15 protein-coding genes are annotated in these 14,973 nt (G+C 71.7%); 7 read left to right on the forward strand and 8 right to left on the reverse strand.

Annotated elements, in window-relative coordinates:
* Positions 1-38: 38 nt before the first annotated feature.
* Together AB0M29_RS00120 and AB0M29_RS00125 are read left to right on the forward strand one after the other, a co-directional pair.
* On the forward strand, positions 39-1,058 hold the full coding sequence (locus tag AB0M29_RS00120; protein ID WP_365376630.1) for a sugar ABC transporter substrate-binding protein: 1,020 nt from the start codon (positions 39-41) through the stop codon (positions 1,056-1,058).
* A 100-nt stretch (positions 1,059-1,158) separates the two neighbouring features.
* Entirely contained in the window at positions 1,159-2,685 is a 1,527-nt protein-coding gene (locus tag AB0M29_RS00125) for a sugar ABC transporter ATP-binding protein (protein ID WP_365376632.1), read from the forward strand.
* Here AB0M29_RS00125 and AB0M29_RS00130 read toward each other — a convergent pair.
* From AB0M29_RS00130 to AB0M29_RS00150, 5 genes are read right to left on the reverse strand one after another with little or no spacing between them, the layout of a single operon-like run.
* Positions 2,682-3,152: an ATP-binding protein gene (locus tag AB0M29_RS00130; RefSeq protein WP_365376635.1), complete on the reverse strand. Its 471-nt coding sequence runs from the start codon at positions 3,150-3,152 to the stop codon at positions 2,682-2,684. The genes AB0M29_RS00125 and AB0M29_RS00130 overlap by 4 nt on opposite strands.
* A 39-nt stretch (positions 3,153-3,191) precedes the next feature.
* Positions 3,192-3,542: a hypothetical protein gene (locus tag AB0M29_RS00135; protein ID WP_365376638.1), complete on the reverse strand. Its 351-nt coding sequence runs from the start codon at positions 3,540-3,542 to the stop codon at positions 3,192-3,194.
* 13 nt (positions 3,543-3,555) lie between these two features.
* Complete coding sequence (locus AB0M29_RS00140; RefSeq protein WP_365376640.1) at positions 3,556-4,167, reverse strand: hypothetical protein; 612 nt, start codon at positions 4,165-4,167, stop codon at positions 3,556-3,558.
* The gene (locus AB0M29_RS00145; RefSeq protein ID WP_365376643.1) at positions 4,164-5,648 is read right to left on the reverse strand and encodes a HAMP domain-containing sensor histidine kinase; all 1,485 of its coding nucleotides are present in this window, start codon (positions 5,646-5,648) and stop codon (positions 4,164-4,166) included. The genes AB0M29_RS00140 and AB0M29_RS00145 overlap by 4 nt, the downstream gene beginning before the upstream one ends.
* 60 nt (positions 5,649-5,708) lie before the next feature.
* On the reverse strand, positions 5,709-6,410 hold the full coding sequence (locus AB0M29_RS00150; RefSeq protein ID WP_365376645.1) for a response regulator transcription factor: 702 nt from the start codon (positions 6,408-6,410) through the stop codon (positions 5,709-5,711).
* A 126-nt stretch (positions 6,411-6,536) separates the two neighbouring features.
* Here AB0M29_RS00150 and AB0M29_RS00155 point away from each other — a divergent pair, with 126 nt between their 5' ends.
* A complete protein-coding gene (locus AB0M29_RS00155) occupies positions 6,537-7,367 on the forward strand; it encodes a DUF3152 domain-containing protein (protein WP_365376648.1) in 831 nt (276 codons plus the stop codon).
* A 34-nt stretch (positions 7,368-7,401) separates the two neighbouring features.
* Here AB0M29_RS00155 and AB0M29_RS00160 read toward each other — a convergent pair whose 3' ends face one another.
* A complete protein-coding gene (locus tag AB0M29_RS00160; RefSeq protein ID WP_365376650.1) occupies positions 7,402-8,682 on the reverse strand; it encodes a hypothetical protein in 1,281 nt (426 codons plus the stop codon).
* A 352-nt stretch (positions 8,683-9,034) separates the two neighbouring features.
* On the opposite strand from AB0M29_RS00160, the gene AB0M29_RS00165 reads away from it, so the two are divergent.
* Positions 9,035-10,957: a transglycosylase domain-containing protein gene (locus AB0M29_RS00165; protein ID WP_365376652.1), complete on the forward strand. Its 1,923-nt coding sequence runs from the start codon at positions 9,035-9,037 to the stop codon at positions 10,955-10,957.
* Here AB0M29_RS00165 and AB0M29_RS00170 read toward each other — a convergent pair.
* Positions 10,920-11,342, reverse strand: a complete 423-nt coding sequence (locus AB0M29_RS00170) for an ATP-binding protein (protein WP_365376655.1) — start codon at positions 11,340-11,342, stop codon at positions 10,920-10,922. The two genes, AB0M29_RS00165 and AB0M29_RS00170, sit on opposite strands and share 38 nt — an antisense overlap.
* 223 nt (positions 11,343-11,565) lie before the next feature.
* Between AB0M29_RS00170 and AB0M29_RS00175 the strand changes: the two genes are divergently transcribed.
* From AB0M29_RS00175 to AB0M29_RS00185, 3 genes are read left to right on the forward strand one after another with little or no spacing between them, the layout of a single operon-like run.
* Positions 11,566-12,414 (forward strand): helix-turn-helix transcriptional regulator, encoded by an 849-nt coding sequence (locus AB0M29_RS00175; protein ID WP_365376658.1) that lies wholly within the window; start codon positions 11,566-11,568, stop codon positions 12,412-12,414.
* 11 nt (positions 12,415-12,425) lie between these two features.
* Entirely contained in the window at positions 12,426-12,617 is a 192-nt protein-coding gene (locus tag AB0M29_RS00180; RefSeq protein ID WP_365376661.1) for a hypothetical protein, read from the forward strand.
* Positions 12,618-12,640: 23 nt separating this feature from the next.
* Positions 12,641-12,838 (forward strand): hypothetical protein, encoded by a 198-nt coding sequence (locus AB0M29_RS00185; protein WP_365376663.1) that lies wholly within the window; start codon positions 12,641-12,643, stop codon positions 12,836-12,838.
* Here the strand turns inward: AB0M29_RS00185 and AB0M29_RS00190 are convergent.
* Entirely contained in the window at positions 12,801-14,951 is a 2,151-nt protein-coding gene (locus tag AB0M29_RS00190) for a tetratricopeptide repeat protein (RefSeq protein ID WP_365376665.1), read from the reverse strand. The genes AB0M29_RS00185 and AB0M29_RS00190 overlap by 38 nt on opposite strands.
* Positions 14,952-14,973: the final 22 nt, after the last annotated feature.

The raw sequence follows: 14,973 nt of genomic DNA on the forward strand, positions 1-14,973 counted from the left end.
AGCCCGAAACCTTGCGCAACATCACGAACGGAGCCGTCATGTCCGCACACACCTCGTCCCGCAAGTCCCGCAGGTCCCGTAGCAGAGCAGGCAGGGCCGTCCTCGCGGCCACGGCCGCCACCGCGCTCACCGCACTCGCCGCGGGCTGCGCGGGAAGCGCCCACTCGTCGGCCGACGGCGGGAAGTCCAAAACCTTCACCCTCGGTGTCACCACCGCGGACACCACCATCCCCTTCCTCGCCTCGATGGACTCCGCCCTCCAGGCGGAGGCGACCCGGCTGGGCATGAAGACGACCATCCTCAACGGCAACCTCGACAACGCCACCCAGGCGGCGAACGTGCAGAACCTGATCGCCAAGCGGGTCAGCCTGATCATCGTGTGCTCGTCGAGCCCGGCCGCCGTGCTTCCCGCGATCCGGCAGGCAAACGCGGCCGGGATCCCGGTCATCGCGCTCAACGCCCAGCTCGGCGCCGGGCCGAAGCTGGTCACCTACGTCGGTGACTCGGACTTCGCGTACGGCAAGGGCGAGGGCAGTCTGATCCTCAAGGCGCTGCCGCACGGCGGGAAGATCGCCATCGAGCTGGGCCCGCTCGGCGACACCCCGCAGGTGGAGCGGCTCAAGGGCATCAAGGACGCGCTCAACGGCCACCCGGAGATCAAGATCGTGGCCACGCCGGTGGACGACTTCAAGAACAGCGAGAACCTGAAGGTGACGCAGGACCTGCTGAGCAAGTACCCCAAGGGCTCACTGGACGTCGTCGTGGCCGAGGGCCCGGAGATGTACGTCGGCGCGCAGTACGCGCAGAAGGCCGGCCGCACCGACATCAAGTTCATCGCCGGTGACTACTCCCAGCAGGTCGAGGCAGCCATCAAGTCCGGCGCCCTGTTCGGCACCGTCAACCAGAGCCCGGCGCTGGAGGGCAGGCTGGCCGCGCAGTACGCCCACGACTGGCTGACGGGCAACAAGAAGGCGGTGCCGCAGCCGAACGCGTACATCCCGCTGCCGCTGATCACCAAGGACAACGTGGACGCGAACCCCGCGGAGTGGAGCGGCTGAGCCCGGCCGTCCGCGCCCGCCAGGCTCCGCGGCCCGGACCTGGCGGGCGGGCCGCGTACCGCCGCACCGCCCTCTTCAGGAGACACAGGAATGAGCACCCATGCCCAGTGACATCAGCCTTCAACTGACCGGCGTGACCAAGCAGTTCGGCCTGACCGTGGTACTCGACCACGTCGACCTCCAAGTGCGCGCGGGCGAGGTCCACGGACTGATCGGCCAGAACGGCGCCGGCAAGTCCACCCTCGTCAAGACGCTGGCCGGGCTCTACCCGGACCACGGCGGCCTGATCGAGGTGGACGGCGCCCGCGCGACCCTGCGCACCCCGCGTGCGTCGCGCGCGGAGGGGATCGCCGTCATCCACCAGGAGTTCAGCCTGGTCTCGGAGATGACTGTCGCGGAGAATCTGCTTCTCGGCCGCGAGCCCGGGTCCTGGCGCCACAGCCGTACGGCGCTCCGCCGCCGGGCCGCCGCTCTGGTCGACGAGGTCGGCATCGAGATCGGCGAGAGCGTCGACGCGCCGGTCGGCGGCCTGAGCCCGGCGATCCGGCAGCGTATCGAGATCGTGAAGGCACTGGCCGAGGACGTCAGGGTGCTGGTCATGGACGAGCCGACCGCCCGGCTGTCCGAGGCCGAGCGCCGATCGCTCTTCCGGGTCGTCCGCGAACTGTCCGACCGCGGCGTGGGGATGGTCTTCATCTCGCATTTCCTGGAGGAGGTCCGGGAGGTGACCGACCGGCTCACCGTGCTGCGCAACGGCCGAGCCGTCGCCTGCGAGCCCTCGAAGTCCCTGTCGGTGGGGCGGATGGCCGCGCTGATGCTCGGCGAGGAGCTGCGGCAGGTGCTCGACCACGAGCGGGCCGCCGGCCGCGCCGACGACGCACACCCCGTCGTGCTGGAGGCGGACGCGGTCAGTTCGGGGGAGCGGCTGCGCGAGGTCAGCATCGCCCTGCGGTCCGGGGAGATCATGGCCGTGGCCGGGCTGGTCGGCTCGGGCCGCACCCGGCTGTGCCGGGTCCTCGGCGGCGCCGACCCGGCGACCGGCGGATCCCTGCGGCTGCGCGGCAGGAAGCTGGCCCTGGCCGGCCCGCGCCACGCGATCTCCCAGGGCATCGCCCTCATCCCCGAGGACCGCAAGCACCAGGGCCTGAGCATGTCGAGTCCGCTGACCGAGAATCTCACCTTGATGGCACTCCAGCGGCGGCTGGGGCGCGGCGGTGTGGTGACGCGCAGGGCCGTACGGCGGCTGAGCACTCGGCTGGTCCGCGAACTGGAGGTCTCACCCCCCGACATCGACGCCCACGCGGGCACCTTGAGCGGCGGGAACCAGCAGAAGGTCGTCCTCGGCAAGGCGCTCGCCTCGGAACCCGACGTCCTGATCATCGACCAGCCCACGGCGGGCGTGGACGTCGGCACCAAGGCGCAGATCCACCGGCTGCTACGGGAACGCGCGGACTCCGGTGTGGCCCTCATGGTCGTCTCGGACGACATCGACGAGCTGTACGCGCTGGGCGACCGGTTCCATGTGATGCGTCAGGGCCGACTCATCTGGCAGGGGACCGCAGCCGACGTGACCCGTGAGCAGCTCGTGGAGCTGATCTCCGCGGGCACCGTGCCGGACGGCTCCTAGCACCCGCCGGCCACGGAAGCGACGCAAGCCCAGCACGTGGTGCCGCGAGCGTCCTCCAGGGCCCCGTACCAGGCGGACAGCGCCTCGACGATGCCGAGCCCGCGCCCGTGCTCCCCCGTGCCGGCCGAGCCGTCCGCCGCCGGCCGCCGGGAGGACTCCCGCCTCGGCCCCGCGTCGGTCACCTCGATGTCCAGGGTGCCGCGCCCGGCCGTCCACCACATCCGGAGTTCGGCCGGGGGCAACGCGTGCACGACGGCGTTGGTGACGAGTTCACAGACCACCAGGAGGGCGTCGTCGGCGGCCGCCGCGGGCACCCCCCACTCCGCCAGCACCCCGCGCACCCGCCGCCGCACCACCCCGACACCTTCCGGACCCTGCGGCAGCCCGCAGGCGAAGCGTGCGCCGACAGCGTCGGTACGACTACGGGGAGAAGTGAGCGCGGCATTCATGGCGACCTCGCTGGTCATAACTGGTTATAACCACTCTGCGCCTTTTGTCCCCCTCTGTCAACGCCTCTCCCGCTTCGCCGCCCGCTCGGCCGCCTTCTGCTCCGCGCGGCGCCGCTTGGCCGCTTCCTTCTCCTCGGCGCTGTCGTGCAGCAGCTCGCCGAGGGAGAAGCGGGCGCCGTAGCCGCGCAGGCCGGCGTGGCTGATCAGCAGGAAGCCGTCGTCGGTGCGGTAGAGCTGGGTCTTGACGGGGTTCAGCGGATGGCGGGCGGTGTAGGACCGTGCGCGGACCTCCAGCCGGGCCAGGGCCTCCTCGCGGGTGCCGGTGAACTCCTCCAGCACTTCCGCCGAGTAGCTGGCGTTGTACACCCCTTCCATCTCCTGGACGATCAGTCCCCAGCGCGTCGCCATGACTCCCCCGCTCTCAATGTCCCTTGGGCACATCCGTGTTGTCGGTACCGGTGGTGTGCCGTTGTGTGCTCTGACCGTAGCCGCCGAGGGGTTCGGGGAGGCCCGGGGTGTCGGCGGAAAGGCTGGGGCAGGTGTCCGCGGAGCCTTCGGCGCGGGAGCCGTCGGGGGCGGTGACGGTGACGTGGGTGGGGAGGGCGGTCTCGGGGATGGTGGCGGCGTGGGCCGCGGCGGCGGTGCAGATCAGCTGGTCGAGGGCGATCCTGGGGAGCGCGCGGGCGTCCGCCGGCAGCGTGATGGTCACGTCGGAGCCGGAGGTGCGGACGGTCGGGAGGGCCCCGGTGGGCTGCGGGAGGGCGGAGACGACGCCGAGGAAGCGGTCGCGGGGGCCCGGGCCCTTGTAGAGCAGCACCACGGCGGACTCGGCCCCGAGCGGGCCGGGGACCGGGCGCGCGACGGGGAACAGCACGCCGCCGCGGACGAAGTAGAGCAGGGTGGTGGGCTGGAGACCGGCCGCGGGCGCACCCGCCTCGACCACGCCGGTCGTCGGAATGCCGCAGCCCGCCAGCAGGAGCGCCGCCGCGGCCAGGCCCATGAGCGTCCTCGCCGTTCGCCGGGTCCGCCTCATCGCTCGTCCTTCCGCAGCGGCAGTACGACGGTGAACACCGCGCCGCCGTCAGGGCCGTTGGCGGCGGTGATGGTGCCGCCGTGCAGATGGACGTTCTCGGTGGTGATCGCCAGGCCGAGGCCGCTGCCCTCGCTTCTGCTCCTGGCGGTGTCGGACTTGTAGAAGCGGTCGAAGACATGGGGCAGCACGTGGTCGGGGATGCCGGGCCCGCTGTCGGTGACCTCGATGACGGCCTCGCCCAGGCCGTAGGGGGCGTCACGGCCGTCCGCGCGGTCGCGGGCGTACAGCTGCAGCCGTACGGGAGGGGCGCCGTGGCTCAGCGCGTTGCCGACCAGGTTGGCGACGATGACGTCGAGGCGGCGCGGGTCGACCCGGCCGCGGACCGTGTCGGGGGGCGGGAGTTCGGTGTCGACGGTGGCCAGCCAGGCGCGGGCGGCGAGGGTGCGCCGGGCGGATTCGGCGAGGTCGATCTCGTCCAGGTGCAGATCGGCCGCGCCCGCGTCGAAGCGGGACATCTCCATCAAGTCGTCGACCAGGCGGGTCAGTTTGACGGTCTCCTGGCTGATCAGCCGGACCGCGGTGGCGGTGTCGGGGTCGAGGTGCGCCGCCTCCTCGTCGAGGACGTCGGTGACGGCCGACATCGCGGCCAGCGGGGTCCGCAGTTCGTGCGATACATCGGCGGCGAAGCGCCGCGCGCGGGCCTCCATCCGGCGCAGTTCCGCCACCGACTCCTCCAGCGCCGCCGCGGTCTCGTTGAACGTGTGGGACAGGTCGGCGAGTTCGTCGGAGCCGTTGACGGCGAGCCGGGTGTCCAGGCGGCCCTCGGCGATCCTGCGGGTGGCGCGGCGCAGGGCGCGTACCGGCCGCAGCACACCGCGGGCGGCCAGCAGCGCGAGCAGTACGGCCACGGCCAGCGCGGGTATCGTGGCCCGCTCGACGGCGGCCACCAGCGCGTCCACGTAACCCTGTTCGTTGTGCTGAGGCACCGTCAGGAAGACGGCCAGCCCCGACGGCAGCCAGGCGCTGGCGTTGGGCGGGCCGAAGGTGACGGGCAGGCCGACGACGAGCGCCGGGCCGCGGTCGGTGCGGACCCGCTGGAAGACGGTGGCCGTCCGGGTGCGTACGGCGTCGCGCATGTCGGGCGTCAGCTCGTAGAAGGGGTCGCCCGGCTCGGAGGTGGCGCTCAGGCCGCGGTAGGTGGCCAGCACCCGCCAGTTCTGCGTGCGTTCGGCGTTGCCCAGGCCGGTGGCGAACGCCTCCAGGTCGCGCTGCGCGGGCGGATAGCTCACCGACGGCGCCAGGGTGTCGACATGCTCCCTGAACTGCTCGATCACCGAGTCCTGGCTCTGCTGCAGCACTCCGGTGCGCGCCTCGCGGAAGGTCAGCGCGCCCGTGGTCAGGGTGGCGACGGCGGCGACCAGCGTGAAGGCCACCACGAGCCGTACGCGCAGGCCGACGCGTGGCAGCCGCGGGGCTCTCATCGAACGCCTCTCATCGAGCGCCCCGTCGAGCACATCGTCGAGCACATCGTCGAACGCCTCTCATCGGGCGCTGACGTGCTTGAACTGGTAGCCGAAGCCGCGCACGGTCTGGATGTAGCGCGGGTGGCCGGGCGGCTCGCCCATCTTGGTGCGCAGCCGCTTGACGCAGGCGTCCACCAGCCGGGCGTCACCGTGGTAGTTGTGCTCCCAGACCGCCTCCAGCAGTTGCTGCCGGGTGAAGACCTGGCCGGGGGACGCGGACAGGAGCAGCAGCAGCCGCAGTTCGGAGGGGGCGAGCGGGACCGGTACGCCGTGCCGGGACACAGTCAGCCCGGCCCGGTCGATGGTCAGCTCACCGTGAAGCTCGGGCCGCGGGGCGCCGCCGCCGTCGCCGGCCGGGACGCCGACCCGGCGCAGCACGGCGCGGATCCTGGCCTCCAGCACCCGCGCCTGCACGGGCTTGACCACGTAGTCGTCGGCGCCCGTCTCCAGGCCGACCACGATGTCCACGTCGTCCCCACGCGCGGTCGCCATGATGATCGGCACCTGGTCGTCGACCCGGATCCGCCGGCACACCTCGAGTCCCGTCATGCCCGGCAGCATCAGGTCGAGCACCACCACGTCCGGCCGGAACGACCGCAGCAGCCGCAGCCCCTCCTCCCCCGTCTCCGCCGCCGCGACCTCATGGCCCTGGCGGCGCAGGGCGAGCTGGACGCCCTCGCGGACAGCGCGGTCGTCTTCGATCAGCAGGACACGTGGCATGCGTTCAGTATCCGTACGCCGGGCCGCGGGCCCGGATTTTGTTACGGGACGATCACATAGCGAGTGTTGCGGTTTCGGTACGGTCCGGGCCAGAGCTGATCACATGGCGGCGGCAGTGTGAGTGCTATGACCGCGCAACACGGCACACCGCAGCCCTCCCGATCCCGCCGCGCGCCCCGCGGCGCGTCCGGCCGCCGCTCCGGCGGCGGGCGAGGCCGTCGCAGACCCCTGCGGTGGTTCCTCACCGCGCTGGCCGTCGTCGTCCTGGCCGGGACGGCGGCCGTGGCCTGGCAGCGGTCCGGCTCGGCGGTGTCCACGGACTCGGCCGACCAGAAGAGCGACGCGTCCCTCGACGGCGCCCACCTGGACGGTGGCACGGGCAAGTCCGCGGACATCCCCAGGACCGGCCCCGGCACCTTCACCACCGCCCAGGGCCAGACCGGTTCCGTGGGCCACGGCCGCGTCCTGCGCTACGAGGTCGACGTCGAGAAGGGCCTGGCCGAGTCGCCCGCCGACGTCGCCGCCCAGGTGCAGCGCATCCTCGCCGACCCGCGCGGCTGGACGGCCAACGGCCACTCCGCCTTCCAGCGGATCTCCCACGGCACACCCGACTTCGTCGTCCGCCTCGCCACCCCCGGCACGGTGGACGCCATCTGCGGCCGCTACGGCCTGGACACCGGCGGCGAGGTCAACTGCAGTGTGGGCAAGGACGTGATGGTCAACCTCAAGCGCTGGCTGCTGGCGACACCGGTCTACGCCCACGACGTGGCCTCGTACCGCGCCCTGATCATCAACCACGAGGTCGGGCACTTCCTCGGCCACGGCCACGTCGGGTGCCCCGGCAAGGGCAAGCCGGCGCCGGTGATGATGCAGCAGATCAAGGGCATGCACGGCTGCGCGCCGAACGTCTGGCCGTACGACCGGGCGGGCCGCTACCTCACCGGCCCGCCCGTGTGATCCCGTGTGATCCCGACTCGCCGGCAGCGGGCCGCTACTTCTTCAGGAACGTCGACCAGTCGGGCGACTCCCCCGGGTCGAGGTTCCTGAGCTTGGCCAGCACCGCCGGGTCCTGCGCGTCCAGCCAGTCGCACAGTTCCTTGAACGACACGCAGCGCACGCCCTTCCGCCTGCACACGTCCTTCACCACGTCCTCGACGGCCTGCATGTAGATGCCGCCGTTCCAGGTCTCGAAGTGGTTGCCGACGAAGAGCGGTGCGCGGCTGCCGTTGTAGACGCGCTCGAAGCCGTTGAGATAGCCGTCGCGGGTCTGCTTCTCCCACGCGGGGTACTTGGCGGGGTCGCCCTGGGTGACGTCGCCGCCGGACTGGTTGTAGAGGAAGTTGAAGTCCATCGACAGCACCTGGAAGTTCTTGCCCGGGTACGGCATCAGCTCCAGCGGGAAGTTCCAGACACCGTCCTTCTTCGCGGGCCAGATCTGGAAGTCGCCGGGCGAACTCGCGTCGTAGCGCCAGCCGGACGCCTTGGCGGCGGGCAGCAGGTTCTTCTGCCCCTCCAGGCAGGGGGCGCGGCCGCCCGCCAACTCCCTGGCGTAGTCGAAGGGCAGCGGCGGGATGTCCTTGAAGCCGGTGTTCGTCTTCCAGTGCTGCACGAAGGCGTACGCCTGGGTGATCTCGCTCTCCCACTCCTTGGTGGTCCAGCCCGCGCCGGCCCCCGGATCGGGCTTGCAGAAGTGCCCGTTGAAGTGCGTACCGATCTCGTCGCCGTTCTCCCACGCCAACCGGAGCTGTTCCAGCGTCGACTTGATGTGCGCGTCGGTCGGGAAGTCGATCGCGGAGGCGCCGGGCGCGTGCCGCGGCGGGTGGTAGAGGGTGCGCTTGGCCTTCGGCAGCAGGTAGAGGCCGCTGAGGAAGAAGGTCATGTGGGCGTTGTTCTCCTTGGCCACCTCACGGAAGCGCGAGAACAGGTGGTCGTCGTTCTCCAGCGCCCCGTCCCAGGAGAAGACCACGAACTGCGGGGGCTTCTCGCCCGGCTTGAGCTTCTCCGGCTTCAACTGGTGCGGCTGCGGCCCGGTGTACGCGGTGGAGCCGTCGCCGATCACCTTGTCCTTGCCGTCCCACGACGGTGTGGCGGTGGCGGTCGGCGCGTGGCTCGCGGGCTGTTCGCCCGCTCTGGGCGCGGCGGTCGACACGGTCGTACGGGCTTTTCCCCCGTCCGTGCAGGCGGTCGCCGCGGCGAGTACGCCGAGGGCGAGCAGTCCGCACAGCACGGGGTCCGGGCGGCGCGGCAGGGTTCGGTTCCGTGGAGGGCGCATGGGCGCCCAGGCTGGGATCCCCAGGTGATGGCCGCTGGACCGAACGGTCACGAGACCGTAACCGGCGCACTCCGGCCCGTGTCCGCCCTCGCCGGTCAAGTCCCCCGGCCCCGGCTGTTACAGAGCTGTCGCACGTTCATCCCGGGCCCCTCCCAATCGCTTCCTACGGTGAGCCGTCCAGGGCGGGAGTCCTTGTCGAGTGCCTGCGGGGTGCGGTGGGATGGGGTGGCGTGCACGGTGGAGTCGACGGACGCGGCTTCTGCGGACTCCGCGACTTCCGCGACTTCCGCGGCCTCTGCGGCCTCTGCGGCCGCGCTATCCGCGGCCGGGGCGGCGCGGGTGGCGGCGCTGGGTGCCGTCGCTGCGGCAGTCGCTGCTGCTGTGCGTGTGGGTGGCGCTCACCCTCACCGCGCTGGTCGGCTACGCGTACGAGCACACCCGTATCCCGACCGACCTCAACGCCTTCGCCACGCAGCAGGACAACGTCTACTACTGGGCCGACGGCACCGAGATGGCCCGCGTCGGGCCGGTCGACCGGCAGGCGATGCCACTGGACCGGATCGCCCCGGGTGTGCGGTGGGCGGTGCTGGCGGCGGAGAACGCGTCGTTCTACAGCGACCACGGCGTCTCGCCGACGGGCCTCGGCCGGGCGCTGTACGCGATGGGCACCGGCGGTGACGTGCAGGGCGGCTCCACCATCACCCAGCAGTACGTCAAGAACGTCTATCTCAACCAGCGCCAGACGCTGACCCGCAAGGTCACCGAGATGTTCATCGCGATCAAGCTCGACAACAAGCTGAGCAAGGACCAGATCCTCGACGGCTACCTCAACACGAGCTGGTTCGGCCGTGGCGCGTACGGCGTCCAGCGCGCGGCGAAGGCGTACTACGGCAAGGACGCCTCACAACTGAACGCCAGCGAGGGCGCGTTCCTCGCCACCCTCCTCAAGGGTGCTGGTTTGTACGACCCTTCGGTCAGCGCGGCCAACCACAAGCGGGCGGTGGAGCGCTGGAAGTGGGTGCTGGACCGGATGGTCAAGACGGGCAAGCTGTCGGCCGCCCAACGCGCCACGTACACCGCCTTCCCCGAGCCCAAGGCGCCGCCCAAACCGGCGGGCCTGAGCGGGCAGACCGGCTATCTGGTCGACACCGCGCGGGCTTACGTCTCCGCCCACAGCGGTATCTCCGACGAGCGGTTCGACCTCGGCGGCTACCAGATCTACACGACCTTCGAGCGGCCGAAGGTCCAGGCGCTGGCCGCCGCGGTGAAGCAGCGGACCGCCGGCCTGCGCCCCGCCACCCGCCCCGCGGACCGCGACGTCCGCGTCGGCGCCGCGTCGGTCGCCACCAACGGCCGTATCGTCGCCCTCTACGGCGGCCCCGACTACGTCAAACAGGGCTTCGACGACGCCGACATCGCGATCGTCCCGGCCGGTACGGCGTACGTCCCCTTCGTCTACGCGGCGGCGCTCCGCGACGGCGTCCAGCTCTCGCGCGGCGCGTCCCGTACGCCCGTCACCCCCGGGACGCGCTACGACGGCGGCGACAAGGTGCCGTTACGGACGCCCGAGGGGCCGTACTGGAACCGCGACGGCAAGATCGTCAAGTCCGTCAACGCGGGCGGCCGTTCGTGGGGCCCGATCAGCCTGCACGAGGCGGTGGCGCACGCCGTCAACGGCCCCGTCGCCCAACTCGGCCTGGACGTCGGCCTCAACAGGGTCCGGCAGGCGTCGATCGACGCGGGCCTGCTGCCCGACGGCACCTTCGGCGAGCAGAACCCGGCCTTCTCCTTCGGTGTCGGCACCACCCCCAGCCCCATCCGGCTGGCCAGCGCGTACACCACCTTCGCCGCCTCCGGCACCCACACCGCCCCCTACTCCGTCCTCCGCGTCACCCACGGCGGCGCCTCCGTCGACCTCCAACCCCCCGCCGTCACCCACCCCTTCACCCCTGTCGTCGCCCATGCCGTGGACTCCGCCCTCCACGCGGCCGCCACCGAAGGCCCCGCCCGCCCCGGCACACCGGACGCCGCGGGCTACCCCGGCACCACGCCCGACGACACCGCCGCGTCCTACCTCGGCTACGCCCACTCCCTCGTCACCGACGTCTCCCTCTTCCGTATCGACCCCAAGACCCAGCAGCTCCTCCCCCTCACCCACACCACGGGCACCCAGCCCGCCGCGGCCCAGACGGGCAGCACCTTCCCGCTGGCGATCTGGACGGCCTACACCAAGGCCCTCACCCCCCACCCCGCGGCAACGCCACACCCGCGATGACGGACGTGCCGCGGCCCTGCCGCTCCCGCACCACCCACGCGCCCGCGACCCGGTCGACCAGCACCAGCCCCCGCCCACCCTCCGCGTCCACCCCCAGACACCCGACAGCGGGCTTCCGCCCCCCGCTCCCCGGATCGGAAACGGCCACCCAGCAGTACGAGTCGGCGCACCACAGCACGACCTCCACGACTTCCTCCTCCCGGGCCCTCGCCCCGTAACGGACGGCGTTCGTCACCAACTCCGAGGTCAGCAGCCCCAGATCGTCCCCAACCCCCCGCGCCACCCCGCGCGGCAGCGCCTCCGCGACGGCCCGCCGCGCCCTCCCCACGGACGCGGGATGCGCCGCGAAGCGCCAGAGCGAGGGGATCTGCGGGATTTCGGGCATGGCGAACTCCGTCTCCACGATGAGGGTTTGAGCCGCCGGTGGCCTGCCGCGGGCACGCTCGCGCGGTGCGTTTCCGGCGTTGCGGTGTGTAGCTTGCGCGTGACGTAACGCTATCCGAGCAATGGGCAAATGTCTGCCGATCGAAGGCAATTACCCCCTGATGAGGTGGACTGGCTATCTACCGAAGGGGCAGACTTGGCCTCCTGCCAGCCGAAGGGATCGCATGTCAACGCGACGCACACCCACCGAGCGCCAGAGGCGTCTGGGTGCCGAACTGCGCAAGCTCCGCATCGCCGCTGACCTCCCCACCGACTTCGCGGCCGGGCTGCTGGGCATGGACCGCACCCGCATCGCCAACATGGAGTCCGGCATCCGGACCATCAACGCGGAGCGCGTGCGGACGCTGGCCAGCAACTACGTCTGCGGCGACGACGCCTACGTAGAAGCCCTCGTGGAGATGGCCGAACCCGAGAGCGGCTGGTGGGAGCGGTACAGGGGCAGCCTGCCCCAAGGCATGCTCGACATCGCCGAGTTGGAGGCGTTCTCCACCCGCATGCGCGGCGCGAACACCGTCCACATCCCCGGAGTGCTCCAGACCGCGGAGCACGCGACGGCTGTCTTCCGGGTGGTCGTCCCCAGGCTCCCGCAGCACGAGGTGGCTCTTCGGCTGGCCCTTCGCTCCGAGCGCCAGCAGGTGATCACCGGCGACAGGGCCATCCCGTACGTCGCGATCATCCACGAGGCCGCACTCCGGATGCAGTTCGGTGGCCGCGACGCAGCTCGCGCGCAGCTGCACTACCTCCTGGATCTCTCCGAGCGGGACAACGTGACCGTACTGGCCCTCCCCTTCGATCAGGGAGCCTTCCCCGGCGCGGGACAGAACGCCCTCTACGCCGAGGGCCGTGTGGCACAACTCGATACGGTGCAGGTGGACAACCTGCACGGACCCGCCTTCCTGCACACCGAGGCCCAGCTCGCGAAATACCGGGCCCAGTTCGACTGGTTGGAAGAGTTGGCCCTGCCGCAGGAGAAGTCACGCGACTTCATCCGCGAGATCGCACGCCAACTGTGAGGAGAGACCCGATGGCCGACATCACGTGGGAAGCCCCCTTCTGCGGGGAAGGCAACTCCTGCTTCCGCCTCGGCACCGACCCCGAAGGCAACGGCTACATAGCCATCGCAGGCCAGGAGGACCGATACCTCACAGACTCCGTGGCCGCCCTCCGCACCCTCATCGCCGACATCAAGGCGGGGAAGGCAGACCACCTGCTGTAGCGCCCAACCCACAAGGAGAGTCCATGCCTGACATCACCTGGGAAGCCCCCTTCTGCGCCGAAGGCAACTCCTGCTTCCGCCTCGGCACCGACGCCGAAGGCAACGGCTACATAGCCGTCGCAGGCCAGGAGGACCGTTACCTCACGGACTCCGTGGCCGCCCTCCGCACCCTCATCGCCGACATCAAGGCCGGGAAGGCCGATCACCTGCTGTACCGCTGAGCGAGGTGAGGAGGTCGCGGCTTGCCGTGGTGAAGGGGTGGTCCTGGCCGAGGGCGGCGGTGCGGCGGGTGACGACGTCGGTCATGAGGGCGATGCGCTCGTCGGTGTGGCCGAGGGCGGCGCGGGTGCGAGCCTGGAGTTGGCGGGCGGCGAGGGCGATGGGGTAGTCGGGCCCGAACCGCTGTTGGTAGGTCTCGGTGACCTCGCGGATCTCGGTGTCGGCCGCCTCGAAGCGGCCCAACTGGTAGAGCGCCCACGCGTGGTTGTGGCGGGCTCCCACCGAGACGGTGTGGTCGGCGCCGAGGTGCTCGGCGCACTGCTGCGGCAGCGCGAGCAGGCGCGTGCGCTCGTCCTCCGCGGTGAGTTCCGCGGCGCTGAGCGCGGCGAGAAGGCTGGAGCGGGACCGCAGGGTCAGCGGATGCCAAGGGCCCAGGGCGGACTGGCGGCCGGCGACGACCGCGCGCAGGAGGGCGAGTGACTCCTCGGCGTGGCCGAGGTTCCGCAGGACGAGTTGGAGTCCATGGGCGGTGTCCAGGCTGTCCGGGTCGTCGGCGCCGAAGTGCTGCCGCTGTGCGGCGAGGGTGCGGCGTAAGGAGTCCTCGGCGTCGGCGTAGCGGCCCAGCCGGAAGAGCGCGCGCCCGGTGCGTGAGCGGGCGGCAAGTACGGCCCGGTGCTCCTCGCCCAGGCTCGGCGCCGCGACGTCCGCCGCGGTGCTGACGGCCTCCAGTGCCGACGGGTAGTCACCGGTACGGTGCAGCGCGGTGGCCAGCCGGGTGGCGACCTCCAGCACCCGCGCCACGGCGGCCGGATCGGTCGTCCGTCGCAGCAGCGCGAGCACGTGCGGCGCCAGCAACCGTAACCGCGGATTGTACGGCCCCGCGTCGGGGACGTCGGGCAACGCGGCGCCGAGCAGGCGCCCGGCGGTGGCGTCGAGCAGCGCGACCTGTGCCGTGGGGGTGGCGGCGACGACGCTGTCGAGCAGCACGCCGTGGCTGCGGACGCAGCGCGGGCCCGCGCCGTCGCCGACGTCGACCAGTTCGGTGAGCGAGTGGTCGAGCAGGGCCCGCAGCGCGGACTCGACCCGCCCGCGGGGCAGTACCGCGCTGATGCGGTCGTCGTTCAGGACGGCCAGCGGAAGCGGCTCGGGGGCCAGCCGCGCGATGAGCCGCAGCAGATCGACCGCTTCGGGCAGTCCGCGCGCCGCGAAGGCGTCGAGCGTCAACTGCCAGGTCTGCCCCACCAGATGGCGGGGGTCCGCGTCACTCAAGTCATCGGCTCCTCGGTCGATCAGCTGGACACGTTGTTCTTCCTCGAGATGGCGTCCGTACACGTCCATCGTCCAGGGGTCGATGACCTGGTGGGAGAGGAATCCGCCCGCCAGGGTGAGCGCGAGCGGCAGCCGCCCCAGCCGGTCGGCGATCTCGGCGGCCTGGGCGAGTGTGCCGGTGTGCGGAGCGAGGTCGTGCAGGACGCGCGCCGCGTCCTCACGTGGCAGCACCCCGATGTGCTGGAGTTCGGCACCGGGCCACCAGCGGGGTGCGGCACGGCGGGTCGTCACCAGGACGGTGCCCCGGGGACTGGTGCGCAGCCAGCTGCCGTCGGCGAGTATGGCGGGGTCGTCCGCGTTGTCGAGCACCAGCAGCCAGGGGTCGGCGGAGCGGTCGAGGTACTGCCACACGAGATCGGCCGCGGGGCGGTAACCGTGGCGGGCGGCGAGCAGTTCGCCGTCGTTCGCGCCCCGGTCCGCGGCCACCGCGAGCATCCCGGAGCGCAGGCTCGCGCGGTCGGCGGCGTTCACCCACAGGCCCACGCGTCCGCATTCCGCGGTGGCCGTCCGGAAGAAGGCGTGGGCGACGGCGGTCTTGCCGCAGCCGCCCATCCCGTACAGCACGTAGATCTCGTCCCCGTGGCCCGCGGCGACGGTCGTCCGTAATCGTTCCAGGACCTCGGTCCGGTCCCGCAGGACCACGGGCGTGCGGCCGACGGTGGGTCGGCGCACGGAGTCGGGTCCAGCGGGCGCCGCCGGGCTGCCGCCGTAGTGGTGGTGCTCGCTGATGTGCTGGTCGCCGGACGCCTGGTAGACACGGCCGTCGTCCTGGGCACGGCCGTCCATGCCTCCGCCGTGCGTACCGCCT

The organism is Streptomyces sp. NPDC051976, from assembly GCF_040680795.1.
In the GTDB taxonomy this organism is placed as follows: Bacteria; Actinomycetota; Actinomycetes; order Streptomycetales; family Streptomycetaceae; genus Actinacidiphila.